Origin of the sequence: Amycolatopsis sp. MtRt-6, from assembly GCF_017308975.1 — a bacterium.
Classification (GTDB): Bacteria; Actinomycetota; Actinomycetes; order Mycobacteriales; family Pseudonocardiaceae; genus Amycolatopsis.
This window is the reverse complement of sequence record NZ_JADWPD010000009.1, coordinates 1-24,740: the sequence shown is the minus strand read 5'-3', so window position 1 is coordinate 24,740 and position 24,740 is coordinate 1. Positions and strand designations below refer to the sequence as shown.

Below are 24,740 nucleotides of genomic sequence, written 5' to 3'. Positions count from 1 at the left end.
GAGCAAAGGAACACCATGTCCGAAGTGACCTACACCGCCGTCGCCACCTCCACCGCGGAGGGCCGCAACGGCGGCCGCGCGACCTCCGACGACGGCGCGCTCGACGTCACCCTCGCCGTGCCCAAGGCCTTCGGCGGCGCGGGCGACGGCACCAACCCGGAGCAGCTGTTCGCCGCGGGCTGGGCGTCCTGCTTCGTCGGGGCCGTGCGCCGTGTCGCGGGCGCGAAGAAGGTGCCGCTGAACGACCTCGCCGTGGTCGCCGAGGTGACCCTGCACCACGACACCGAGGCGGGCGAGTTCAAGCTCAGCGCGGTGCTGCACCTGGAGGCGACGGGCATCGACCAGGCCACCGCCGACGAGCTCGTCCAGGGCGCGCACCAGGTGTGCCCGTACTCGAAAGCCACCCGCGGCAACATCGAGGTCACCCTCGACGCGACGGTCGCCTGATGAAGCACGCGCTCACGGCGCTGGCCGCCGTGGCGATCGCCGGGGCGGGCGTGCTCACCGCCGCCTCCCCCGGCGTCGCCGCCGCGCCCGCGCGCCCGAAGCCGACGGTCGTGCTGGTGCACGGCGCGTTCGAGGACGCTTCCGCGTGGGCACCGGTGACCCGGCGGCTGCTGGCCGAGCACTACCCGGTCGTGGCGCCCGCGGTTCCACTGCGGGGAATCGCCGCGGACGTCGCTTCGCTGCAGGGGATTCTCGATGCGGTGCCCGGCCCGAAGATCCTCGTCGGGCATTCGTACGGCGGCCTGCTGATCAGCGAGCTGGCGAGCCGGACGGCCGACGTGCGGGCCCTGGTCTACGCGGCGGCGTTCATCCCGGAGGCGGGTGAGACGGCCGGGCAGCTGAACGCCCAGTTCCCCGGGTCGCTCATCGGCCCGTCGACGACGCACACCGTGGGTCCGGAGCTGTTCGTGAACGCGGCGAGCTACCCCTCGCTGTTCGCCGCGGAACTCCCGGCGCTCGACACGGCCGTCGCGGCGGCGGGCCAGCGCCCGATCCTGGCGGCGGCCTTCGACGAGAAGACCACCGCCACCGCGCCGGCGGGTATCCGGAAGTACGCTCTCGTCGCGACCCGCGACCAGGCGATTCCCCCGGCGGCGGAACGGTTCGAGGCCCGGCGCGCGCACGCGTCGATCACGGAGGTGGACTCGCCGCACGCGATCGCGTCGGCCGCGCCCGGCGCCGTGGTCGACGTCATCCACCGCGCGACGCGCTGAAAAGGGGCCCGGTGTTCCGGGCCCCTTTCTTCACATCCGGTCGGCGTCGACGATCGCCTGGGCGAACGGCCGGGGTGCTTCCTGCGGCACGTTGTGGCCGATGCCGTCGAACACCCGGTGCTCGTACTTGCCGGTGAACTTGGCGCGGTAGGCCTTGCCGTCCTTGGCGGCGCCGTCGAAGTCGCTGCCGATGGTGATCGACGGGACGCCGATGGTCGCGCCGGCGGCCAGTTTCTGTTCGTACGTCTCGTACTGCGGCTCGCCCGGCGCGAGGCTCAGGCGCCAGCGGTAGTTGTGGATGACGATGGCGACGTGGTCCGGGTTGTCGAACGCGGCCGCGCTGCGGTCGTACGTCGCGTCGTCGAACTTCCAGGCCGGGGACGCGGTCTTCCAGATCAGCTTGTTGAAGTCGTGGCGGTTGGCCGCGTAGCCGGCGCGGCCGCGCTCGGTCGCGAAGTAGTACTGGTACCACCAGCCGAGTTCGGCCTGCGGGGCCAGTGGCTTCTGGTTCGCGGCGAGGTTCGTGACGATGTACCCGCTGACGGCGACGATCGCCTTGCAGCGCTGCGGCCACAGCGCGGCGATGATGTCGACGGTCCGGCCGCCCCAGTCGTAGCCGCCGAAGACGGCCTTGTCGATTTTGAGCGCGTCCAGCAGGGCGACGACGTCAAGCGCCACGGCCGTCTGCTGGCCGTTGCGGACGGTTTCGGCGGACTTGAACGCCGTCGGGCCGTAGCCGCGCAGGTAGGGCACGATCACCCGGTAGCCGGCCGCGGCCAGGATCGGTGCGACGTCGACGTAGCTGTACGGGTCGTACGGCCAGCCGTGCAGCAGCACCACCGGCTGCCCGGTCGCCGGCCCGAACTCGTGGTAGGCCATGGTGAGCACCCCGGCGTCGGCGTGCTTGACCGGGCCGAGCGAGGTGTGTTCCCCGGACCCGGCCCGCAGGTCGGGAGTGGGCGCCGCGGCGGGGGCGGCGGCGCGAGTGCCCGGCGAGCAGGCCGCCAAGGACGTCGCCGCGAGCCCGGCCGCGACCGTCTGCCCGAACCTTCTCCTGCTGATCATGTGCTGCTCCTGCGCCGAACGTGGGTGGGACTTTCACGACGTTAGGAGCGGCTTGGTGACCTTCGCGCCCGTCAGGTGACGCAGCCGGTGTACGTCACCCTTCGAGGGTCTTCAGCATCCCGGCGAGGTCGGCGCGGGAGCTCACGCCCAGCTTGGGGAAGATCCGGTGCAGGTGGGTGCCGACGGTCCGGTGCGAAAGGTACAGCCGCTGCCCGATCTCCCGGTTCGTCAGCCCTTCCGCGGCCAGCTGCGCGATGCTCAGCTCGTGTGGGGTCAGCTTGTCGCGGGCGTCCGGGCCGCGGTTCGGGCTCGACTCGCCCGCGCTGCGCAGCTCGCGCCGGGCGCGGTCGGCCCAGGCGGCCATGCCGAGCGCGTCGAAGGTCTTGCGGGCGGTCCGCAGGTGCGTCCGCGATTCGACGACCCGCCGCTGCCGCCGCAGCCACTCACCGAACGCCAGGTGGACGCGGCCGCGTTCGGCGGGCCAGCCGGTCAGGTCGGCGTCGAGGGCCGCGGCGAACAGCTCGTCGCCGGGGTCGAGGACGGCCCGGGCGTACCGGAGGCCGATCCGCAGGGCGGGTGCCGAGGTGCCGAGGGCCTCGAGTTCGGCCACGACGTCCCGCAACGCGTCCGTCTGCCCGGCCCGGACCGCGGCTTCGGTGAGTTCCGGGACGCAGTACGCGCGCAACGCCAGCTGGTAGGCGGGGTCGGCCGGGTCGAGCAGCCGGCGCAGATCGGCGAAGGCGTCCTCGAACCGGCCCTCGCTCAGGTTCGTCAGCCCGCGCGTCAGCTGCACGGTGGCGAGCACGGGCCGGGCGCCGGCCGCGAGCCCGGCGCGTTCGGCCTCGTCGGCCAGGGTCTTGGCTTGCTTGTGGTCGCCGCGCAGGGCGGCGATTTCGGCCTGGACCGCGGTGGCGAACCCGGCCATGAACGGCTGGCCGGTCTCCCGGGCGAACCGGGCGGCTTCGGCGGCGGCGGGCACGGCCCCGGCGAGGTCGCCGAGCCGGACGCGGCTCCACGCCTGGACGGCCAGCGCCCGCGGCAGCAGCCCGAGCCGGCCCTGCGCCCGCAGCCCGGGCGCGGCGGCAGCGGAGAACCGGGCGGCGAGGTCGAAGGCGCCGACCTGCAGCGCGGCGCTGCCCAGGTACCGGTCGACCTCGGGATCGGCGCCGGTCCTGGAGACCAGCTCCCGCAGGTGTCCGAGGACGGCCTCGCCGCGTTCGAAGGGAGCGACGTACGCGGTGACGGCGACGATCCGCGGGTCGCTGCCGGGGACGGGCAGCCGGTCGGCGACGTCGAGCAGATCTTTCCTCGCTTCGGGCCCGGGTTCGGTCCAGAAGCAGCGCATGGCGGCGCTCCAGAGGATGCGCATGGCGGCGTCGTGCTGCCCGTCGGCGGCGACGTCGGCGGCGGTCCGGGCGAGTGCGGCGACGCGGGCGGGGTCCTCGCGGACGCCGTCTTCGAACTCGCTGAGCAGCCGGCCCGCGGTGGCCCGCCGTCGCGGATCGGCGGGGTTGGCGGCGTGGACCAGGCGTTCGGCGGTTTCCCGCCGCCCGGACTCGACGGCCAGTTCGGCGGCCAGCAGCAGCCGGTCGGTTCTGCGGTCGGCGCCGGGACTCAGCCGCGCGGCCTGTTCGAGGGCGGCGATCGCGGCGGCGGCCCCACCGCGGAAGCGGGCCCGCTCGGCGGTGCGTTCGAGTTCGGCGGCCACGGTTTCGTCTGGCCCGGCGCTGGCGGCGGCCTGGTGCCAGGCACGGCGGTCGGGCTGGTCACGGAGGGCTTCGACGAGGGCGAGGTGGGCGTTCCGCCGGTCGAGCGGGGTGGCGGAGGCGGGGATGGCGGACCGCATGAGCGGGTGCCGGAAGGTGACGGTCCCGGCGGACAGCTCGATCAGCCGAGCTTCGACGGCGGGAGCGAGGATCGCGGGATCGGCGTCCACCCCCAGCAGCGCGCTCGTCGCCACCAACGTCTCTGTCAACGATGTCGTCTCGTTCAACGCCGCCACCAGCAGCGCCGTGCGCGTCACCTCGGGCAGCGCCGCCACCCGGGCCGTGAACGTGCGCTCCAAGCGCTCCGTCAGCGGCAGCACCGGATCCAGCACGGCCGGCTCCGCCACCGCCGACGGCAGCTCCGTCAACGCCAGCGGCAACCCCGCCGCCTCCGCCAGCAGCCTTGTCCGCACCGCCGGTGCCAGGCGGGGCGCGACCGAATCCAGCAGCGCGGCCGCCGTGTCGGCCGGCAGGCGGTCCAGCACCATCGGCGCCAGGCCCGCGTCGGCCAGCGGGGACTCGAAACCGTCCCGCAGGGTCGCCACCAGGACGATCGGCTCGGCCTCGATCCGCCGCGCCACGAACGCGAGGACGTCCGCGCTCGCGCGGTCCAGCCAGTGCGCGTCCTCGGCCACCAGCAGCAGCGGCTTGGCCGCCGCCTCGTCGGCCAGCAGCGTCAGCGCCGCCAGCCCGACCAGGTACGCGCTCGGCTCCGCCCCCGACGCCAGCCCCAACGCCGTCCGCAGGGCGTCGCGCTGCGGCTCGGGCAGCTCCGTCACCCCGGCCCGGACCGGGTACAGCAGCTGGTGCAGACCGGCGTAAGCGAGGTTCCGCTCCGCCTCGGCGCCGGTCGTCCGCAGCACCCGCAGCCCGGCCACCGACGCCGCCGCGGCCGTCGCGGCCACCAGCGCGGACTTGCCGATGCCCGCCTCGCCGCGAATCACCACGCCGCTGCGGTCCGCCGGGCCGTCGACGAGCTCGCCCAGCTCCTTCAGCTCGGTGTCCCGTCCGATCAGCGCCATGGAAACGACCTTACCCAACAGTGTTTCCGCAGCTCACGGCCGAGTGACGTACGCCGGCAGCGTCATCCGACGGGCGCGGGGCCGCGGGCCCCGAACCTAGCGTTGCCCCGCAATGACCAGCGACCGGAGAGACAGATGAAACGCCTCCTTCTCGCTGCCGCCGTGCCGCTTCTGCTGACCACCGTCACGCAGCCGGCCGCCTCGGCAGCAACCCCGGCCCCGTGCGCCGCCGTCGCGGTGCCCGCCCCGCCGGGCGCCACGATCGAGTCCGTGCAGGCCGCGGCCCAGCCGTCGTACTGCCAGATCACCGTCACGCTCACGCACACCGGCGCGGACCACGTCAAGGTCGCCGTGGCCCTGCCGGACACCGGGTGGAACGGCCGGCTCCAGGCCCTCGGCGGCAGCGCCTACGCCGCCGGCAACTTCGACGCGCTCCCCCAGGCGGTCAAGGACGGCTACGCCGCCGTGACGACCGACGCGGGCGTGTCCCTGAACGGCCTCGACACGTCCTGGGCGCTCAAGGACGGCCAGGTCGACCAGACGCTCCTGACCAACTTCGCCACCCGGTCGGCGCACGAAGAAGCCGTCATCGGCAAGGCCGTCACGCAGCGGTACTACCAGCGCCCGATCTCGTACTCCTATTGGACCGGCTGTTCGACCGGCGGCCGCCAGGGCTACTCCGAAGCCCAGAAGTACCCCGGGGACTTCGACGGCATCCTCGCCAACGCGCCCGCCGTCGACTGGACGCAGTTCGCGGTCGCGACCCTGTGGCCGCAGGTCGTGATGAACTCCAGTCACGACTTCCCCAGCCCCTGCGTGCTTTCGGCGTTCCGCACGGCCGCGGTCCAGGCGTGCGACGCGCGCGACGGCGTCACCAACGGCATCGTCGACCGGCCGGACGAGTGCGGCTGGGACCCGCGCCGCCTCGTCGGGACGAAGGTGGTCTGCGACGGCCACGAGTACACCGTCACGGCCGCGGACGCCGAGGTCGTGCGCAAGATCTGGGCCGGCCCGACGGACGAACACGGCCGCAGGCTGTGGGCCGGGCTGCCGAAGGGCGCCGACTTCACCTGGCTCGCCGGCACCCAGCCCGGTCCCGACGGCACGCTGACCGCGCCGGGCTTCCCGGTCGCCGTGAAGTGGGTGCAGTCGTTCCTGGCGAAGCAGGCGGACTTCGACACCTCGAAGCTCACGTACGCGCAGTTCGCGGCCCTGTTCCGCCAGTCGGTGCGGGAGTACGACGCCGTCATCGGCACGTCCGACCCGAACCTGTCGGCGTTCCGCCGCGCCGGCGGCAAGCTGATCACGTTCGTCGGCGCGAACGACCAGCTGATCCCGCCGGGCGGCACGCTGTCCTACCGCGCCCAGGTGGAACGCACGATGGGCGGCGCGCACCGGGTCAACGACTTCTACCGGCTGTTCCCCGCGCCGGGTGTCGAGCACTGCTTCGGCGGTGGCGGCCCGGAGCCGACGAACGCGCTCGGGCAGCTCGTCGACTGGGTGGAGCACGGCAAGGCGCCGGCGACGCTGACGGCGGCGTCCACGGACGGCAAGACGCGCGACCTGTGCCCGTTGCCGCGGGTTTCGCGGTACACCGGCGGTGACCCGGCCACGGCGTCGAGCTACCGCTGCCGCTGAGTCCCGGCCCCAAGCGCCCCAATGTGGCCTTCGGTGCGTTGAACGCACCGAAGGCCACATTGGGTGCGTTGGAGCGGACTGGACTTGCGGGTCCAAAATCGGCTCGGCACGCTGACGTCATGGCACTCGACCAGTACTACCTCCTCGGCCGCTCCGGCCTGCGCGTCAGCCGGCTCGCACTCGGCACGATGAACTTCGGCACCGGCGGTTTCCACGCCGCCTACGGCAAAACCGAAGCCGACGTCCGCCCGATCTTCCGGAAGTACCTCGACGAGGGCGGCAACTTCCTGGACACGGCGGACTTCTACACCGCGGGCGAAAGCGAGACGATCCTCGGCAAGCTGATCGCCGAGGCGAAGGTCCGCGACCGCGTGGTGCTCACCACCAAGTTCACCAACAGCGTCGACCCGGCCGACCCCAACGCCGGCGGCAACGGGCGCAAGCACATGATCCGCGCGCTCGAGGCGTCCCTGCGCCGTCTGGGCACCGATCACGTCGACGTCTTCCTGCTCCACACCTGGGACCGGATCACTCCGGTGGAGGAGGTGGTGCGCACGTTCGACGACCTGGTCCGCGCGGGCAAGATCCGCTACCCGGGCCTGTCCGATGTCCCGAGCTGGTACGCGGCGCGGGCCCAGACGCTCGCGGAGTCGCACGCGCTGGCGCCGATGGTCAACCTGCAGCTGCCGTATTCCTTGGTGCAGCGCGACATCGAGACCGAGCACGTCCCGATGGGCCAGACCCTCGGCCTCGGCATCACGGCGTGGAGCCCGCTGGCGGGCGGCTTCCTCACCGGCAAGTACCGCGACGGCGGCGCCGGGCGGCTCAGCGACGCACCCACGTGGACCGACCGCGACTGGCAGCTCCTCAAGCCGCTGGAGGAGGTCGCGAACGCCCTGGGCGTGACGATGGCCCAGGTGGCGCTCAACTGGGTGGCCACCCAGCCGGGCATCGCGGCGGCGATCGTCGGCGCGAGCAGCGCGGACCAGCTCGGCAGGAGCATGGCGGCGCTGGACTTCGAGATCCCGGCGGAGCTGCGAGCCACGCTGGACGAAGCGAGCGCGATCCAGCCGGCGTCGGTGTACCGCATGTTCACCCCGGCGTACCAGAACTGGATCGTGAGCCCGGGCCTGAAGGTCGGCGACAAGCCGGCGGGATACGCGCCTCCGGTGCGGAACTGGTAGTCAGCCGGACACCACCTCGCCGCCCTGGATGATGTGCCGGAAGTGCTTCGGCTCCGCCAGCACTCCGATGTCCGCCAGCGGGTCTCCGTTCACCACCAGCAGGTCCGCGTGCGCGCCCACGGCGAGGGTGCCGATCTCGCCGGTGAGGTTCAGCAGCTCCGCCGCCGTCGACGTTGCCGAACGGAGGATCTCCACCGGTGACTGGACCTCGGCGCGCAGGCGGAACTCGTGGTTCTGGTGGCGGTGCATGCCGCCGAGGAGGTCCGTGCCGTAGACCAGGCGGACGCCGCCGCGGGCGGCTCGGTCCAGGGCCGCCAGGCCCGCTTCCAGGACCTCGTCCACCTTGCGCCAGCTCGCTTCCGGGAGCCCGTGCTCGCGGCCTTCCTCCTTCAGGGCCCAGTACGTCACCAAAGTGGGCACGAGGAACGCGTTGTGCTCGCGGAACAGTGAAACGCTGCGGTCGTCGATGAGGTTGCCGTGCTCGATCGACCGGACGCCCAGCTCCAGCGCGCGGTTCACGGCGCGGGCCGTGTACGCGTGCGCGGCGACGTACCGGTTGGCCGCCTCGGCTTCCTCGACGATCGCGCGCAGCTCCCCGGCCGAATACTGCGTCGAGTCGATGCGGTCGGTCGGGGACGCGACGCCGCCGGAGGCCATCACCTTGATGTGGTGGGCGCCCTTGCGCAGCTCGTCGCGGGCCGCCGCGCGGACGGCGTCCTCGCCGTCGGCCACCCGGCCCAGGCCCGCGCAGCACGGGTGGTCGTCTTTGACCTGCGTGCCGCGGGTGCGGCTGTCGCCGTGGCCGCCGGTCTGGCTCAGCGCGCGCCCGCAGAACAGCAGCCGCGGACCGCGGAACAGGCCTTCCGCCTGGGCGTCGGCGAGGCCGTAGTCGGCGCCCGAGGCGTCGCGGACCGTGGTGAACCCGCGGTCGAGCATCCGGCTCATCGTCCGGGCGGCGTGCGCGGCCACATAGGACGGTGACGCCGACGGCAGCGAGCCCAGGTCCGCGGTCGACGCCGTGACGTGCACGTGCGCGTCGACCAGCCCGGGCAGCACGACGGCGCCCCGCAGGTCGAGGGCGGGCACGTCGGCCGCGGCCAGGCGGGGCCCCACCTCGGCGATCCGGCCGTCGGCGCACCGGAGGTCGCCCTCGGTGTAGTCGCCGGAGAGCGGGTCGAGCAGGCGGGCGTTGCGCAGGAGCAGTGAGCCGGTCATCGTGCCTCCTCCGCAAGCGCGGCCACGGCGAGCGGCGCGAGGGACTCGGCCACCCGAACGGAAGAATCGTCGTACGCGCCCTCCGCGTCGAGGATGTTGAGCACCCCGAGCGTCCGGCCGTCCGCGACCACGGGCACGTTGATGATCGCGCCGCAGCCGAGGGATTCGATCAGCTCGTGGTCGGTGAAGATCTCCCGCACCGCCGCGCGGTCCGGCCCGAAGTACGGCTTCCGCGCGGTGATGCACCGGTCCAGCCAGCCCGCCGCGACCTCGACGGTCTTCTCCCCGCCGACCGGGTACTCCGCCGGGTGGCTGCTGTGCACGCGTCGCAGCGCCCGGCGTTCCGGGAGCCAGGCGAGGACGGTGAACAGCCGCACGCCCAGCTCGGCGCGCACCCGTTCCTCCACAGTGGACAAGCTCACTTCGTCATCTCCTTCGCGGCCGCCACCGGGGCGCCGTGTTCGGTCAGTTCCTCCAGCGAGCGGCCCGCGGTCGACAGGCCGAAGACCAGCACGCAGAGCACCCCGGCCGCCAGCACCGCCGTCGTCAGGCCGAAGACGCCGGCGAAGCCGAGGCTCGCCGCGGACAGGCCGATGATCGTCGGCGCGAGGATGCTGCCGACGCGGCCGAACGCGCTCGACAGGCCGGTGCCGCTGGCGCGGATCCACGTCGGGAACACCTCGGGCGTGTACGAGTACACCCCGGCGTAGGTGCCGTTGAGGAAGAACGACAGCACCGCGCCGGCCAGCGTGATCGACCACGGCGCGCTCGTCTGGCTCAGCCAGAACGCGCTCACCGCCGAGCCGGCCAGGTACAGCGCGATCGTGTGCTTGCGGTCGAGCCGTTCGGACAGCCACGCGGCCGAGAAGTACCCGGGCACCTGGGCCAGGTAGATGATGATCGAGAACTCGAAGCTCTTCGTCACCGTGATGCCGCGTTCCACGAGCAGCGTCGGGATCCACGAGAAGAAGCCGTAGTAGGAGAACGTGATCACGAACCAGACGGTCCAGATCACCGCCGTCCGGCGGCGCATCGCGGGGCTCCACAGGAACTTCAGCGCGCTGAGGAGGTTCACCTTCGGCGTCTCGGTCGCGGGCCGGGCGTCGGACGGCGGCACCGGCGGGAGAGCCGTGCCGGTGGCCTTCTCGACGTCTCGCTCGATCTTCGCGACGACGGCCTCGGCCTCGGCGGCGCGGCCGTGGGCGAGCAGGAAGCGCGGCGATTCGGGCAGGGACCGGCGCCACCACAGCAGCATGACGATCGGCAGCGCGGTGATCAGCTGCGCGACCCGCCAGCCCTCGTCGAACGACGGCACGACGAACCGCCCGATCAGCGCGGCCGCGACGAAGCCGAAGGAGAAGAACCCGGCGAGCGCGCCGACGAACCAGCCGCGCCGCTTGGCCGGGACGAACTCGGACAGGAACGGCGCGATGATCGCGCTTTCCGCACCGGCGCCCGCCCCGGCCAGCACGCGGGCGCCGAGGAAGACTTCGTAGTTCGGCGCGAAGGACGCGACGACCGAGAACACCGCGTAGCACGCCAGCGCGTACATCATGACCTTCTTGCGGCCGATGCGGTCGCCGAGCAGGCCGGCCGCGATCGCGCCGAAGAGGAAGCCGAACGGCGTCGCGGAGCCGATCAGGCCGAGCTGGCCGTTGCCGAGCTGCCATACCGCCTTCGCGCTGGGCAGGAGGAAGGCGACGACCGCCGAGTCCATGCCGTCGAAGGTGTAGCCGAGGCCGCCGATGAGCAGCAGCTTGTAGTGGGGACGGCTCAGCGGGAGCCGGTCCAGTCGAGCCAGCAGCGTCATGGGGAACGCCTTCCGTCGAGGAGTGCCGACAACATAGACTGCATTTCGACAAATCTGCAACGTTCTTTGCAGTGCGTTACGGTTCACCCCGACCCGAGGGGAGGCGCCGAGTGGCGGAGACCGACGACGGTTTCGAGGCGTGGCTGCGCGACCGGCTGCCCGAACGGGGCCTGCGGCCGAAGTCGGCCGCGGTGCTGGAGGTGCTGGTCTCCCAGCCGCGGCGGGCGTCCTTCGGATCGACGGCCGAGCTGGCGCAGCTGGCCGGCGTCAACGTCGCGACGGTGACACGCACGGCACAGGCGCTCGGCTTCGCGGGCTGGCCGGCGTTGCAGCAGGAGCTGCGGGCGCGGTACCTGTCGTCGCTGAGCGCCCCGCAGGTCGCCGAGGAGCACCGCGACGTCGGCTCCCCGGGGTCGGCGTCCCTGCGCCGCGACCTCGACAGCCTCGCGTTGCTGAACCGGCGGTTCGACGAGGAGGTGCTGCGCACGGTGGCGCGGGCGATCGCGGCGGCCCGCCGCACGCTGGTGATCGCCGACGGCAGCTACGCGGCGGTCGGCATCGCGATGGCGCACAACGCGCGCCTGGCGGGCTACGACGTCCACGCGGTGACGGCGGGCGACGCGGAGCTGGCCAACCAGACGGCCAAGCTGACGGCCGGCGACGTCCTGGTGGCGATCAGTTTCTGGCGCCTGTACGAGAGCACGGTCCTGGCGGCGAACGAGGCCCGCGACCGCGGCGCCCGGGTCTTCGCGATCACGGACGCGGCCAGCCCGGCCCTCGCGAGCGCGGCGGAGCACGTGCTGATGGTGCCGGCGGAGGGCGTGACGTTCTTCCCGTCGCTGACCGCGGGCATGGCACTGGCCCAGGCCATCGTGGCCCAGCTGGCGGCGGTCGACCCGGCCCGCACGAGCGAGTCGATCGAGGCGGCCGAAGCGATGTGGTCCCGCTTCGACCTGTTGCACCGGCGCCCGTCGGGGTAACCGGAGGCATGCGCATCGGCCTGCTGTACCCGACCCGAGACCGCGGCGAAGACGACTTCGCCGCCCTCTGCCGCCGGCTCGACCCCGCTCCGGACCTCGACTTCGCCTACGTCGAAGGGGATCCCGACGCGACCGGCCAGACCGCCGCCGCGCGGGCGCTCGGGACGCCCGCGCGTCTCACCGCGGCCGCCGACCGGCTGCCGGCCACGCCGGACGTCGTCAGCTGGGCGTGCTCCAGCTGCAGTTTCACCCACGGCCTCGACGGCGCCCGCGACCAGGCGCGAGCGCTCACCGGCCACCTCGGCGTCCCGGCGAGCAGCACGTCACTGGCCTACCTCGCCGCCCTCGAGCGGCTGGACGCCGGCCGCGTGGCGCTCGCGTCCGTCTACCACCCGGACCTGACCGCCGCCTTCGCCGGTTTCCTCGCCGAGGCGGGGGTGACGACGGTGCACGCCGTCTCGGCCGACGCGGGTTCCGATCGCGCGCTCGCCGCCTGGGACGGGCAGCGGATCACCGAGCTCGCCGTGGCGGCCGGCCACGAGGACGCCGACGCCGTGCTCGTCCCCGAGACCGCCCTGCACACCACACCCCTGCTCGCCGAGCTGGAAGAGCGGCTCGGGAAGCCCGTGCTCACGGCGACCGCGGTCACCGTCTGGGACGCCGTCGGGGCGACGCCGGCGCAGGACGGCCTGGGGACGCTGTTCAGCGCCGGGCCGGGCCGCCGTCCGCCGAGCTCATCCGCTTCGTGAACCGGGCCGCCACGTCCCGCAGCTTGATGTTCGTGTGCTGGGACTCCACGATCAGCCGGTGCATCGCCGCGTCCTCGGTGACGCGGTGGATCAGCATCAGCATGCCCTTGGCCTGCTCGATCACCGCGCGCGTCTCCATCGCGTTGCGCAGCTCGTCCGCCAGCCGCCGCGCCTCGCGGTAGCGGCGGGTCAGCCGCAGCACCGTCTCCACGCACAACGTGAACAGCCGCAGCACCTTCGTGTCGAACTCGTGGTAGCCGTGGGTCTCGAAACCGAACAGCGTGATCGCGCCGACCAGCGTGTCGTCCACCCGCAGCGGGACCGCCAGGTAGCTGCCCACACCGAGTTCCTTGGCCGCCGCCACGAATTCGGGCCACTGGCCGCCCGTCTCCGCGACCGCCACCCGGACCACCTCGCCCGTCAGCGCCGCGAGCAGGCCCGGACCGTCGCCCGCCGCGTATTGGACGTCGTCGATGCGCCGGGCGCGCTCGTCGGTGAAGGCCGCGGTCTGCGTCACGCCGTCGCGGACGACCATGATGCTGGCCAGGTCCGCGTCCGGGACCACCCGGACCGCCTCGCCGCAGACCGCGTCGAGCAGGCCGGGCGTGTCGGACATCGATTCGAGGACCCCGACGAGATCGGCCAGGACGGCGTTCAGCTCGTCGACCCGCTCCGCCATGCCGTCGCCAGTGGTCGGCAAGGCCCACCCCTCCCATGCGTCAAGCGGCGAGCACGGGGATGAGCTCGCCAGCAGTGTCAACAGAGACCACCGCTGGCGTTTCAACGGGTCCGGGCGAATTCTACCGGCCGCGGGAGCCCGGTTTGACGTAGGCCGCGCCGGGTAGCCGACGAAGATGGACAATCCGGCTGTTGACGACGAGCTGTGGACGGAGTTCCACCGGGTGGTGAACATGACCTCGCGCGAGCTGGAGGACTGGCTGCGCACCCGCGACGCGGGCCCGGAGACCGAGCCGCTCCCCGGCGAAGCAGGCCCGCCGACCGGCAACGAGGTGCTGGCCATCCTGCGCAAGCGCAAGTCCGACGTGGACGCCCACGACGCCGGCGTGATGCGGAAGGTGGTCGACCGGGTGCTCTCGGAGCGCCGCGACGACCTGGAACCGACCGCGGGCGAGGCCCACTGGCGCCACCGCCTGATGTCGATCGGTCACGACCCGCTCAAACCCGCATAAAAAGAAGGCCACCACCAGCGAACTGGTGGTGGCCTTCAGCGGGTTCCCCGGTCAGCCGGCGATGGCCTGCCAGCGCTGGTTCGCCCCGTTGGTCGGCTTGTACAGGCCGATCCGGGCGCCGTCCTCGCGGGACTCGCCGGTCACGTCGAGCAGCTGGCCGCTCGCCGCGTTGACGAACGTCCAGGTGCCGTCGCCGGTGGTGGACAGCGTCCACTGCGCCGCGAGGTCGCACGTGCCCGGCGCCGCCAGCGTCACCGCGCCACCGGCCGTGCTCAGCACCTGGCCCGTACCCGCGTTGGTGATGGTGAACCGGTCGCGGTTGCCGTAGCGGCCCGTGCGGTCGGTGAGTGTCCAGCGCTGCGCGGGCGCCGAAGCGTCCGTCGTGCGCTGCACCAGCGTGCCGTTCTCCGCCGACAGCGACTTGCCGCTCTGGACGCCGGTGAAGGTGAACGGCTTGCCCGAGCCGATGCCCGTGCCGGCCGCCGTCGACGAGACGCCGTTGACGAGGAACGTCGTGACCGAGCGCGCCGGCACCCGCAGCGTCGCCTTGCCCGCCGCGACGCGCACCGGCTTGCCGCGCTGCAGTGCCCCGTTGACGTCGGTGACGACCGGCGTCACCGACGCGCCCGGGCGCACGGTCCGGAAGCCCGACAGGTCCAGCGTGACGTCCTGGTCGTCGGTGCCCGCGTTGGTGTGCACGACCGCCGACAGGTCCTCGCCGCGCATCGCGACCGTCGACGCGGTGTCGTTCACCCCGATCAGCCGGTCACCCGGCTTGATGTAGTGGGTGAAGTTGCGCATCGTGTTGAACTTCGTGTTCGTCTTGATCTGGCACGTCTGCAGGGTGGCGTTCTTCGGGCAGTCGAACGGGACCTGGATCTCGCCCCAGTTCATCCCGGCCGCGGACTCGCCGCCCGGCTTCATGTTGTTGTAGTCCTCGATCGGCTGCCAGCTGACCCACGCGCTCGGTTCCAGCAGCCGCAGGTCGTCGGTGATCTGCTTGGCCATGCCGAGGCCGGGGTCCATGTTCGTGAAGTCCTGCCGGTCGAGCCAGCTGCCGCCGACCTCGCTCATCCACAACGGCTTGTCCGCGCCCTTGGCCAGGTCACGCGGGACCGGCCGGTTGCCGGTGCCGTAGGTGTGCACGTTGAGCCGGCCCGCCGCCGCGCGGGCGTCGGCCGACCAGCCGTTCCAGTCCGCGGCGAAGATGTCCGGGTTGGTCTCGTCGGGCGCGGAGACGATCGCCCGCGACCCGGCCGACTTCAGGGCCGCGGCCATCGCCGGGATCAGCTGCGACTGGACCGACGGCCCGATGTGCGCGCCTTCCTGCCGCCCGCCGGTCGGGTTGCCGTCGGCGCCGAGCGTGGTCTTCCAGTAGTTCGTGTTGGGCTCGTTCAGCGGGTTCACCGACGCGAACCTGATGCCGTGCGCCTTTTCGAGGGTGCGCACGACCTGCGTCATGTAGGCGGTGAAGTCGCCGATCTTGTCGGAGCGCAGCTGCTCGTCGGTGGCGTTGAAACCACCCGAGACGTAGCCGGACACGGTCTGGAAGTACGGCGGCGAGTTGCTGAACGCCTCCCACTTCGTGACGCGGTTCTTGATCTTGTCGACCCACCAGCGCTGGTTGGGGTCGGCCTTCGGGTCGAACTCGGCCGGGTCGCCGGGGGTCCACCAGTCCTTGTCGTTTCGGGTGGTGCCGGCCGGTGCCTTCCACCAGCCCGGCACCGCGGCACCCGCACGCAGGTACGGCGGGACGTCGGGGGCGTTGCCGCCGCCGACGTTGAACCGGGCGATGTTCAGGTTCAGCCCGTCCGGGCCGAAGACCAGGTCCGCCAGCTTGTTCCGGATGGCGTCGGGGTAGCCGCCGGTCGCCTCGGCCATCCAGGCCAGGCTGGCACCCCAGCCGTCGAACGGCTGCTGCCGGTAGGTCGGGTCCGGCTTGACCGTGACGGCGGTGGCCGCTTCCGCGGGCGCCGCCGCCACGCCGGTCGCGACAATCGGTACACAAAGGACGGTGAGCAAACGCCGCAAGTTCATCGTCGAACTGCCCTTCGGTGCGGTGGGGACGGTTTTCAGGCCTCGGTGTGGCCGAGCAGCGGCCGCGGCACGAACCGGGCCGCGGGGTCGAGCATCGTGCCGAGTTCGAGCACGACCAGTTCGTTGGCGCCGGCCCGGACCACCGGGCGCGGCACGTACAACGTCCGTTGCGGACCGCGCCGCCAGTACCGGCCTAGCGCGAACCCGTTGAACCACGCGACGCCCTTGCCCCACTCCCCGGTGTCGAGGAACAGGTCGGCGGGCTCGTCGACGTCGATCTCGGCGCGCAGCACCACCGGACCTGCCACCGCGCCCGCCACGGACTCCGGCGCGTCAGGCCGCAGCGAAGGCAGCGCGGGCAGGTCGAACGGCAGCACGTCCCAGCCGGTCAGCGGCTCGCCGTGCAGCGCCGCCCCGCCGATGATGCCCTTCGCCTCGCCGATGCGCGGGCCGTAGTCGACGCGGCCCTGGTCCTCGACCAGCACCAGCAGCTCGCCGGCCGCGCGCGGCAGCGGGATGGCGCGCTCGTGGTGGTCCCGGCTGAGGGTGCCGACGAGGTCGCCGTCGAAGAACACCGTGGCGCGGTCGCGGACCTCGCCGAAGGTCAGCACGCCGGGCCGGTCGCCCTCGATCCTCGTGCGCAGGAGCGCGAGCTGCGGCATCGGCGTGAGCGCGTCGAACGCGGGCAGGTCCTCGTGGAACTCCCAGGTGCCCCAGCGTTCCGGCGCGTCGAGCAGCCGGACGGGGTCACGCAGGAGCCCGCTCGGTGTCGGCGCGGGCCGGGCCGGCGGCGGGACCGTGTCGGGCACCTTGTGGTAGCGGGCGATCACGTCGCGGAAGGCGTGGTACTTCGGCGTCGGGTCACCGGCTTCGTCCAGCGGCGCGTCGTAGTCGTAGGACGTGATCAGCGGCTGGTAGACGCCCTTGTCGTTGGCGCCGTTCGTGAGACCGAAGTTGGTGCCGCCGTGGAACATGTAGAGGTTGACCGACGCGCCCGCGGCGAGCAGCGCGTCGAGCTCCGCCGCCGAGTCCGCGGCCGACGTCGTGTGGTGGTGGGCGCCCCAGTGGTCGAACCAGCCGTTCCAGAACTCGCTGCACATCAGCGGCCCGGTCGGCTGGTGCGCGCGCAGCGTCGCCAGGCGGGCCTCGGCGGCGGACCCGAACGACGCGGTGCGGTGCAGCCCGTCGAGGCTGCCCGCCGCCAGCATCTCCGGCGTCGGCTGGTCCACTGTGGTCAGTGGCACGGTGACGCCGGACTCGCGCGTGTGGTCGGCAAGCGCTTTCAGGTAGCGCTTGTCGTCGCCGAACGCGCCGTACTCGTTCTCGACCTGGACCAGCAGCACCGGGCCGCCGCGGTCGATCTGGTGCGGGACGACGACCTCGTACACCTTCGTCAGGTAGTCGCGGACGGCGTCCAGGTACTTCGGCTCGTACCGGCGCACCCCGACCGCCGGGTCGCGGAACAGCCAGGCCGGCAGCCCGCCGTTGTCCCACTCGGCGCAGATGTACGGGCCGGGCCGCACGATCGCGTACATCCCGGCGTCGGCGACCAGGCGCAGGAAACGGTCCAGGTCGAGCCCGCCGGTCAGGTCGAACGTGCCGGGCTCGGGGGCGTGCGCGTTCCACGCCACGTACGTCTCGATGGTGTTGAGCCCCATCCGCCGGGCCTTGTCGATCCGGTCGGCCCACAGGTCCGGGTGCACCCGGAAGTAGTGCAGGGCGCCGGACAGGATGCGGAACGGGCGGCCGTCGAGCAGGAAGTCGTGCTCCCCGATGGCGAACTCAGGCATGCGGACCCGCCTGCGGGGTCAGCTGGAGCACGGTCCAGGACAGCGGTGGCAGTGTCACGGTGATGGTGGTCCCCCCGGGATCGGACGTCGCGACCGTGCCGGGTAGCGGCACCGGCCGGACCGGTTGTGCGTCGGCGGTGTTCACGGTGTGGCGGGTCTCGCCGTCGGGTGTGGTCAGCGTTTCCGCGGCGTAGACGCCGAAGCGGGCGCCGCGGAGGCGGATCCGGACCTCGGTCGGCGACGCCGTCGCGCGGTTGGTCAGGAACACCGCCCCGCGCCCGGACTCCTCGACCGTCGCGGCGACGTCGACGAGGTCGACTTCGCCGTGCTGCGCGGTGCGGAGCCGGTCGCCGTCGACCGCCAGGCGCAGGCTCGCCCCACCGGCCAGCGCGGCCACCCGCTGGAACGGGTGGAACGTCGTCTGCCGCCACGCCGGGCCCCCCGGCTCGGTCTTGATCGGCGCGATGACGTTCACCAGCTGCGCCTGGTTCGCCATGGTGACGCGGTCGACGTTGCGCAGCAACGAACTCAGCAGCGAGCCGACGACGACCGCGTCGGTGACGGTGTAGGTGTCCTCGATGATCCGCGGGTGGTGCTTCCAGCCGCCCTCGGCGAGCTTCGCCTGGTCGACCTCGTTCCAGCGGCGCAGGTCCCAGACGTTCCACTCGTCGACGCTGATCCCGATCTTCTTGTCGAGACCCAGCTCGGCGAGGGTTTCGTCGATGACCCCCGCCGTCGTGCGGATGTAGCGGTCCAGCGCGGCGCCACTGGCCAGGTAGCTGTCGGTGTCGCCGTGCAGCTCCTGGTAGTAGGCGTGCAGCGAGATGTGGTCGACCAGTTCCGCGGTGTGGCGCAGCACCGTGCGCTCCCACGAGCCGAACGTCGGCATGTCGGCGTGCGAACTGCCCGCCACGACCAGCTCGAGATCGGGGTCGATCATCCGCATGAGCCGCGCGGTCTCCGCGGCCAGGCGGCCGTACTCCTCGGCCGTCTTGTGGCCGATCTGCCAGGGGCCGTCCATCTCGTTGCCCAGGCACCACAGCTTGAAGCCGAACGGGCGGTCGGCGCCGTTCGCGCGCCGCCGCTCGCTCAGTTCCGTCCCGGCCGCGTGGTTGCAGTACTCCAGGACGTCGGCGGCTTCCTGGATGCCGCGGGTGCCGAGGTTGACGGCGTACATCACCTCGGCACCCGCGGCTTCGGCCCACGCGACGAATTCGTGCAGGCCGAAGCGGTTGGATTCCACGCTGTGCCACGCCGGGTCCAACCGGACGGGCCGGTCCTCGACCGGCCCGACGCCGTCTTCCCAGCGGTAGCCGGAGACGAAGTTGCCACCGGGGTAGCGGAGCACGGTCGGCCCGAGTTCCCGGACCAGCTCCAGGACGTCGCCGCGGAAGCCGCGATCGTCCGATGTGGAGTGTCCGGGCTCGTACAGCCCGGTGTGGACCGACCGGCCCATGTGCTCGACGAACGAGCCGAAGAGGCGACGCGGGACCGGGCCGATGACCTGGCCCGCGTCGCCTTCGATGTGGACGGTCATCCCGCGCTGACCGTGAAGCCCTGCTGGTTGCCGTAGTCGACCAGCGCCTGCTGCCAGGCCGCCAGCCCGGCGTCGAGGCCGGTGTTCGAGAGGTAGGCCTTGCCGACGGTGTCGCTGTAGATGCTGTTCGCGTAGGTCTGGTACGGCAGGTAGGTCCAGCCCGGGGCGACGTCCTTCGACGCCTGGGTCAGCACCTGGTTGACCTTCTGGCCACCGAAGTACGGCATGGCCTGGTCGACGAACGCGGGCGAGGTCAGGTCGGCCGTGGTGGACGGGAAGCCGCCGCTCTTGATGAACGGCTGGACGCCGCCGCCGTGGTTGAGCCAGCGCACGAACGCCGCGGCCAGCGCCGGGTTCTTGCTCTGCTTCATCACGGACTGGGTGCTGCCGCCGTTTTCCGCGGTGACGGCCTTCTGCCCGTCGTAGGTCGGCATCGGCGCCACGGCCCACTTGCCGCTGCCCGCGGTCACCGAGGAGATGAAGTTGCCGGGCATCCAGGCGCCGGTGGGCAGGGTCGCGATGGTGCCGTCGCCGAGGGCGCGGAACCAGTCGTCGGACCAGCCCGCGATCGGGGAGAGCAGCTTGCCCTCGACCAGCTGGTTCCAGACCGACGTCCACTTCTTGGTGCCGGCGTCGCCCAGGTTGATCTTCACGTTCCGGCCGTCGACGGAGAACGGGTGCCCGCCCGCCTGCCAGATCATGCTCAGCGTGAACCCGGCGTCACCGGTGTCGGCGGTGATGTACTTGGTCGGGTCGGCGGTGTGCAGCTTCTTCGCCGCGTCGACGTACTCGGCCCAGGTCTTGGGCACGGCGATGCCGTACTTGTCGAAGACTTCCTTGTTGTAGAACAGCGCCATCGGGCCGGAGTCCTGCGGGAGGCCGTAGAGCCCGTTGCCGTTCTTGACCTGCGCCCACGTCGAGGCGCTGTAGTCCTTTTCGAACGCCCCGAAGCCGTAGGAGTTCAGGTCGACCAGTGAATCGGTCAGCGCGAACTGCGGGAGGGCGTAGTACTCGATCTGGGCGACGTCGGGAGCACCCGAGCCGGCCTTGATCGCGTTCTGGAGCTTGGTGTACTCGTCCTTGTTGGTACCCGCGTTGACGTAGTTGACCTTGACGTTCGGGTACTCCTTCTGGAACGCGGCCACCTGGTCCTTGGCGGACGGGGTCCAGCTCCAGTACGTGATCTCGCCGCCGGCCTTCAGCGCGGCGTCGACGGAGTCCTGGGTGCCGGTGGCGGCGGGCGCGGAGGACGTGCCCCCGGACGAGCAGCCGACCGCGAGCGCGGCGGCCAGCGCGACGGCGGCGAACGCCTTGGCGCGAGTGCGGATTCTTGACATCGGATGTCCCTTCACGGCGGTGTGACGCGGGTTTACTGCTTGACGCTGCCGGCGCTCAGGCCCGATTGCCAGAACCGTTGCATGAGCAGGAAAGCGACGACTAGGGGGATGATCGTGAGCAACGACCCGGTGAGGACCAGGTTGAAGATCGGCTGGGCGCCGGCCCCGTTGGCCTGGGCGCTCCACTGGTTGAGCCCGACGGTCAGCGGATACCACTTCGGCTCGCTGAGCATGATCAGCGGCAGGAAGTAGTTGTTCCACGTCTGCACCATGGTGAACAGCGAGACCGTGATGATCCCGGGGACCAGCTGGCGCAGCGTCACGGTGAGGAAGATGCGGATCTCGCCCGCGCCGTCGATCCGCGCCGCTTCCAGGAGTTCGTCGGGAATGGCGTCGGCGGCGTAGACCCAGATCAGGTACAGGCCGAACGGGCTGATCAGCGACGGGATGAGGACCGCCCACGGCGTGTTCGTCAGCCCCATCTTGCTGAACATCAGGAACGTCGGCACGGCCAGCGCCGTCGGCGGCACGGCCACGGCCCCGAGGACGACGGCGAACACGCCGCGGCGGCCGGGGAAGCGGTACTTGGCCAGCCCGTAGCCCGCCGCCGTGGCGAGGATCGTCGCACCACCGGCGCCGACCACGACGTAGAGCAGGGTGTTGCCGAGCCAGCGGAAGAAGATGCCGTCGTTGTAGGTGAACGTCTGGCCGATGTTTTCGAACAGCGCGAACGTGCCGCCGAAGGACAGCCCCGACGTCGAGAACAGGTCCGGCTGGGTCTTGGTCGCGTTGATGATCAGCCACACCAGGGGAACCAGCGTGTAGAGCAGGTAGAGCGCCATGAAGCCGGTGAGGACACGCGACTTGCGGGGCTTGGTCACTGAGAACGTGGCCATGTCACATCTCCTTCCGGGAGCCGCGCAGCTGCACGACGTAGGCGATGACCGCGGTGATCACGCCCATCACGATCGCGACGGCGGCGGAGTAGTTGTACTGCTGCCCGTTGAAGGAAAGGTTGTAGGCGTACATGTTCGGCGTGTAGTTCGTGACGATCATGTTCGGCACGAGGTTGCGCATGATGTTCGGCTCGTTGAACAGCTGGAAGCTGCCGATGATCGAGAAGATCGTCGCGACCACGATGGCGCCCCGGATCGCGGGGAGCTTGACGGACAGGATCGTGCGGAACGTGCCGGCGCCGTCGATCGCGGCCGCCTCGAACAGCTCCTTGGGGATCACCTTCAGCGCGGAGTAGAAGATGAGCATGTTGTAGCCGACGAACTCCCACGTGACGACGTTGCCGATCGACGTGAGCAGCCAGTTCTGCGACAGCGGCTTGATCGAGTCGGTGCCCAGCAGGTGGTTCAGGTCGGCCGCGAGTCCGAAGTGGTCACCGTAGATGAAGCCCCACATCAGCGCGGCGACGACGGCGGGCACCGCGTACGGCAGGAAGATCACGATGCGGAAGAACCCGGCGGCGTGCAGCCGGGCGCTGTCGATCGCCAGCGCCGCGATCAGGGCGAGCACCAGCATGATCGGCACCTGCACGACGAGGAACACCAGCACCCGCTGGAAGGCGTCCCAGAATTTCGGGTCGCCGAACACCTGGATGTAGTTGTCGGCGCCGACGAACACCGTGCCGCCGAAGAAGGCCTGGTCGCGGTAGAGGCTGAGCACGAACGCGTAGACGACCGGCGCGATGAAGGCCAGCGCGAACACGACCATGAAGGGGGCGACGAAGAGCCAGCCCCGCCATTTCCGCCGCGGCCGGCGGGCCGCGGGCGCCCGGCGCGCGGGCACCGGGGCGGGCGGAGCCGCTGTGGACGTCATCGTCTCTCCGAGTGGTGCGTGCGCCGGGCACTGGACCTGGCGCGATGTTTACGTCAACATGGACGGCCGCAGAGTAACGTGTTGACGTAAACATGTCCAGGACACCCAGGAGTGACCGTGCCGCCCCCCTCAGTGACCCCGCCCGCCTCCGGCCGCGCCGCCCGGCGGCGGGGACCGTCGATGGCGGACGTGGCCCGCGAGGCGGGGGTGTCCGGCCAGACGGTCTCCCGGGTGGCGAACGGCAAGACCAATGTGGACGACGCCACGCGCGAGCGCGTCCTGGCCGCGATGCGGCGCATCGGCTACCGGCCCAACAGCGCGGCCCGCGCCCTGCGCAACGGCCAGTTCCGCAGCATCGGCGTGATCATTTCGGCGCTCCCGACGTTCGGCAACAGCCGCACCCTCGACGCCATCGCGGCGGCGGTCGTCCCGGAGGGGTTTTCGATCATCCTGATGCCGGTGACGCGCCCGACCCAGGGCGAGGTGACGGGCGCGTTCAGCACGTTGAACGAGCAGGCCGTCGACGGCGTGATCATCCTGATCGAGCAGCACCAGCTTGACCAAAGCGAGATCGAACTGCCGCACGGGCTCCCGGTGGTGGTGATCGACTCCAGTGCTCGTTACGACTACCCGGTGGTGGACAACGACCAGGCGGACGGCGCGGCCCGGGCAACGAGCCACCTGCTGTCACTGGGGCACAAGACGGTCTGGCACATCGCGGGCCCGCCGCAGTCGTATTCGGCCGAGCGCCGCCGGAAGTCGTGGCAGGCCACATTGGAGCGGGCGGGGTGCGTGGTGCCGCCGGCGCTGGTCGGCGACTGGTCACCGGAGTCGGGCTACCAGGCGGGCCTGCGCCTGGCGGCGGACCCGGCGGTGACGGCGGTGTTCGCGGCGAACGACCAGATGGCCTTGGGCCTGCTGCGCGCGTTGCACGAGACGGGCCGCCGCGTCCCCTCCGACGTGAGCGTGGTCGGGTTCGACGACATGGAGGAGGCGGCCCACTTCTGGCCCCCGCTGACGACGATCCGCCAGTCGTTCGATGCGGTAGGCCGCCACGCGGTGAAGGCCCTGCTCGCGGAGATCGAGACGGGCGCGGAGGCCGGCGAACCGGTGTTGCTGCCGACGGAACTGGTGGTCCGTTCCAGCACCGCGCCACCTCAGGCGTGACGAGCCAGGCATCACGCGTGTCCGGAGGGGCATCACGCGTGATTGGGGAGGCATCACGCGATGCCGTTTCAGCGGGCGGGGGCGGGGGAATTACCGGCCACCAAGCCGGAAACGCCGGTACCTCCAACGTCGCAGTGGCGTGGACCGTTCGGCCCCACCCACGGAAACGAGGCCGTCATGCTTGCCATTCTCGCCGCCGTTCTGTTCGGGCTCGCGCTGCTCATGGAGCTGGCCGGGTTCGGGCTCGGGCCCGTGATCACCACCGGGACGCTCACCACCGCCGGGCTGCTTTGCGTTGCCCTGCACCTCGCCGGCGTTGCCACCGATCGGTCGCGGTTCAGCCGGCGGCGGCGTCGCTGACCCGCCTCAGCACCTGGGCGAACACCTCCGGCGACTGGGCTCCCGCCACGCCGAACCGCTGGTCGATCACGAAGAACGGGACGCCGGACGCGCCGAGGGCGCGGGCCTGCTCGCCGTCCGCCGCCACTTCCGCTTCGTACGCGTCGGACTCGAGTACCGCTCGTGCCTCGTCCGCGGCCAACCCCGCTTCCGCGGCCAGCGTGACCAGGGAATCGCGGTCGAACAACGACCGCCGCTCGGTGAAGTGGGCCGCGTAGAGCCGGTCGACGAGGGCGTCGGCCAGACCGTGCGCGGCCGCGAGGTGGACCAGGCGGTGGCCGTCGACCGTGTTGCCCATGTGGACGCCGTCGAGGTGGTACTCGAGGCCGTCGGCGGCCGCGCGCTCCTCCATCTCGGCTTCCATCGCGTCCGCTTCCTCCAGCGTCCGGCCGAACTTCTCGGCCAGTACCTCGCGCGTCGGCCGTGACGTCCCGCGCGGGAACGACGGGTCGAGCTGGAACGAGTGGTGCACCAGCTCGACGTCGACGCCGACCTCGGCCACCGCCCGCTCGAAGCGGCGCTTGCCGAGGTAACACCAGGGACAGACCAGATCGGACCAGATGTCTACGCGCACGCCACCCACCTAACCGAAGGGGCGCCGCGCACTTCAAGGTAACCGGCACCCACCTGCGGACTGTGACATCCGGGGCTTCGCCCCGAGCCGGAGGCTCCGCCACCCGGCCCCGTTACCTTTTTCGTAGTTCCTGATCAAGGAGCTGTGGTCGCCAGGCCCGGCATGACTCAGGCCCCCAGTCGCTCGCATGATCCGGGGGGTGGTGTCACCGGGTCTGGTGGCATCGAGGGACC

At 71.6% G+C, this 24,740-nt stretch carries 22 protein-coding genes; 9 read left to right on the top strand and 13 right to left on the bottom strand.

From position 1 onward, the window contains the following. Positions 1-15: 15 nt before the first annotated feature. Together I4Q55_RS17070 and I4Q55_RS17065 are read left to right on the top strand one after the other, a co-directional pair. Complete coding sequence (locus I4Q55_RS17070; RefSeq protein ID WP_206788917.1) at positions 16-447, top strand: organic hydroperoxide resistance protein; 432 nt, start codon at positions 16-18, stop codon at positions 445-447. Next, positions 447-1,220: an alpha/beta fold hydrolase gene (locus tag I4Q55_RS17065; protein WP_206788915.1), complete on the top strand. Its 774-nt coding sequence runs from the start codon at positions 447-449 to the stop codon at positions 1,218-1,220. The genes I4Q55_RS17070 and I4Q55_RS17065 overlap by 1 nt, the downstream gene beginning before the upstream one ends. Before the next feature lie 30 nt (positions 1,221-1,250). Here the strand turns inward: I4Q55_RS17065 and I4Q55_RS17060 are convergent, their stop codons facing one another. Both I4Q55_RS17060 and I4Q55_RS17055 read right to left on the bottom strand, forming a co-directional pair. Then, positions 1,251-2,285 carry an alpha/beta fold hydrolase gene (locus I4Q55_RS17060; protein ID WP_206788913.1) on the bottom strand — a complete coding sequence of 345 codons (1,035 nt, stop codon included), beginning with the start codon at positions 2,283-2,285 and terminating at the stop codon, positions 1,251-1,253. Between the two features lie 94 nt (positions 2,286-2,379). After that, positions 2,380-5,073: an AAA family ATPase gene (locus tag I4Q55_RS17055; RefSeq protein WP_206788911.1), complete on the bottom strand. Its 2,694-nt coding sequence runs from the start codon at positions 5,071-5,073 to the stop codon at positions 2,380-2,382. Positions 5,074-5,208: 135 nt separating this feature from the next. On the opposite strand from I4Q55_RS17055, the gene I4Q55_RS17050 reads away from it, so the two are divergent. Together I4Q55_RS17050 and I4Q55_RS17045 are read left to right on the top strand one after the other, a co-directional pair. Next, positions 5,209-6,711, top strand: a complete 1,503-nt coding sequence (locus I4Q55_RS17050) for a tannase/feruloyl esterase family alpha/beta hydrolase (RefSeq protein WP_206788909.1) — start codon at positions 5,209-5,211, stop codon at positions 6,709-6,711. A gap of 119 nt (positions 6,712-6,830) precedes the next feature. Beyond that, positions 6,831-7,895 (top strand): aldo/keto reductase, encoded by a 1,065-nt coding sequence (locus I4Q55_RS17045; RefSeq protein WP_206788906.1) that lies wholly within the window; start codon positions 6,831-6,833, stop codon positions 7,893-7,895. Here the strand turns inward: I4Q55_RS17045 and I4Q55_RS17040 are convergent, their stop codons facing one another. From I4Q55_RS17040 to I4Q55_RS17030, 3 genes are read right to left on the bottom strand one after another with little or no spacing between them, the layout of a single operon-like run. Further along, entirely contained in the window at positions 7,896-9,110 is a 1,215-nt protein-coding gene (locus I4Q55_RS17040) for an amidohydrolase family protein (RefSeq protein WP_206788905.1), read from the bottom strand. Further along, positions 9,107-9,532 (bottom strand): GAF domain-containing protein, encoded by a 426-nt coding sequence (locus I4Q55_RS17035; RefSeq protein ID WP_206788904.1) that lies wholly within the window; start codon positions 9,530-9,532, stop codon positions 9,107-9,109. Before I4Q55_RS17035 ends, I4Q55_RS17040 begins: the two co-directional genes overlap by 4 nt. Then, the gene (locus I4Q55_RS17030; protein ID WP_206788903.1) at positions 9,529-10,920 is read right to left on the bottom strand and encodes an MFS transporter; all 1,392 of its coding nucleotides are present in this window, start codon (positions 10,918-10,920) and stop codon (positions 9,529-9,531) included. Before I4Q55_RS17030 ends, I4Q55_RS17035 begins: the two co-directional genes overlap by 4 nt. 110 nt (positions 10,921-11,030) lie before the next feature. On the opposite strand from I4Q55_RS17030, the gene I4Q55_RS17025 reads away from it, so the two are divergent. Together I4Q55_RS17025 and I4Q55_RS17020 are read left to right on the top strand one after the other, a co-directional pair. Beyond that, a complete protein-coding gene (locus I4Q55_RS17025) occupies positions 11,031-11,900 on the top strand; it encodes a MurR/RpiR family transcriptional regulator (protein WP_206788902.1) in 870 nt (289 codons plus the stop codon). 8 nt (positions 11,901-11,908) lie between these two features. Then, positions 11,909-12,649: a decarboxylase gene (locus tag I4Q55_RS17020; protein WP_206788901.1), complete on the top strand. Its 741-nt coding sequence runs from the start codon at positions 11,909-11,911 to the stop codon at positions 12,647-12,649. Here I4Q55_RS17020 and I4Q55_RS17015 read toward each other — a convergent pair. Further along, positions 12,603-13,328, bottom strand: coding sequence for an ANTAR domain-containing response regulator (locus tag I4Q55_RS17015; RefSeq protein ID WP_206789209.1), 726 nt, complete (start codon positions 13,326-13,328; stop codon positions 12,603-12,605). The genes I4Q55_RS17020 and I4Q55_RS17015 overlap by 47 nt on opposite strands. A gap of 175 nt (positions 13,329-13,503) precedes the next feature. On the opposite strand from I4Q55_RS17015, the gene I4Q55_RS17010 reads away from it, so the two are divergent. Further along, a complete protein-coding gene (locus I4Q55_RS17010; RefSeq protein ID WP_206788900.1) occupies positions 13,504-13,839 on the top strand; it encodes a DUF3140 domain-containing protein in 336 nt (111 codons plus the stop codon). Positions 13,840-13,890: 51 nt separating this feature from the next. Here the strand turns inward: I4Q55_RS17010 and I4Q55_RS17005 are convergent, their stop codons facing one another. From I4Q55_RS17005 to I4Q55_RS16980, 6 genes are all read right to left on the bottom strand, one after another. After that, complete coding sequence (locus I4Q55_RS17005) at positions 13,891-15,822, bottom strand: glycoside hydrolase (protein ID WP_307793231.1); 1,932 nt, start codon at positions 15,820-15,822, stop codon at positions 13,891-13,893. Between the two features lie 89 nt (positions 15,823-15,911). Then, entirely contained in the window at positions 15,912-17,666 is a 1,755-nt protein-coding gene (locus I4Q55_RS17000) for a beta-galactosidase family protein (protein WP_206788898.1), read from the bottom strand. Beyond that, on the bottom strand, positions 17,659-19,203 hold the full coding sequence (locus I4Q55_RS16995) for an alpha-N-arabinofuranosidase (protein WP_206788897.1): 1,545 nt from the start codon (positions 19,201-19,203) through the stop codon (positions 17,659-17,661). The genes I4Q55_RS17000 and I4Q55_RS16995 overlap by 8 nt, the downstream gene beginning before the upstream one ends. Then, positions 19,200-20,540: a sugar ABC transporter substrate-binding protein gene (locus I4Q55_RS16990; RefSeq protein ID WP_206788895.1), complete on the bottom strand. Its 1,341-nt coding sequence runs from the start codon at positions 20,538-20,540 to the stop codon at positions 19,200-19,202. The genes I4Q55_RS16995 and I4Q55_RS16990 overlap by 4 nt, the downstream gene beginning before the upstream one ends. A gap of 32 nt (positions 20,541-20,572) precedes the next feature. After that, a complete protein-coding gene (locus I4Q55_RS16985; RefSeq protein WP_206788893.1) occupies positions 20,573-21,436 on the bottom strand; it encodes a carbohydrate ABC transporter permease in 864 nt (287 codons plus the stop codon). A 1-nt stretch (position 21,437) separates the two neighbouring features. Beyond that, positions 21,438-22,367: a carbohydrate ABC transporter permease gene (locus I4Q55_RS16980; RefSeq protein ID WP_206788891.1), complete on the bottom strand. Its 930-nt coding sequence runs from the start codon at positions 22,365-22,367 to the stop codon at positions 21,438-21,440. A 180-nt stretch (positions 22,368-22,547) separates the two neighbouring features. Between I4Q55_RS16980 and I4Q55_RS16975 the strand changes: the two genes are divergently transcribed. Continuing rightward, entirely contained in the window at positions 22,548-23,534 is a 987-nt protein-coding gene (locus I4Q55_RS16975) for a LacI family DNA-binding transcriptional regulator (protein ID WP_242546179.1), read from the top strand. Positions 23,535-23,711: 177 nt separating this feature from the next. Next, the gene (locus I4Q55_RS16970; protein WP_091317050.1) at positions 23,712-23,894 is read left to right on the top strand and encodes a hypothetical protein; all 183 of its coding nucleotides are present in this window, start codon (positions 23,712-23,714) and stop codon (positions 23,892-23,894) included. Here I4Q55_RS16970 and I4Q55_RS16965 read toward each other — a convergent pair. Continuing rightward, the gene (locus I4Q55_RS16965) at positions 23,872-24,495 is read right to left on the bottom strand and encodes a DsbA family oxidoreductase (protein ID WP_307793244.1); all 624 of its coding nucleotides are present in this window, start codon (positions 24,493-24,495) and stop codon (positions 23,872-23,874) included. The genes I4Q55_RS16970 and I4Q55_RS16965 overlap by 23 nt on opposite strands. Positions 24,496-24,740 lie beyond the last annotated feature (245 nt).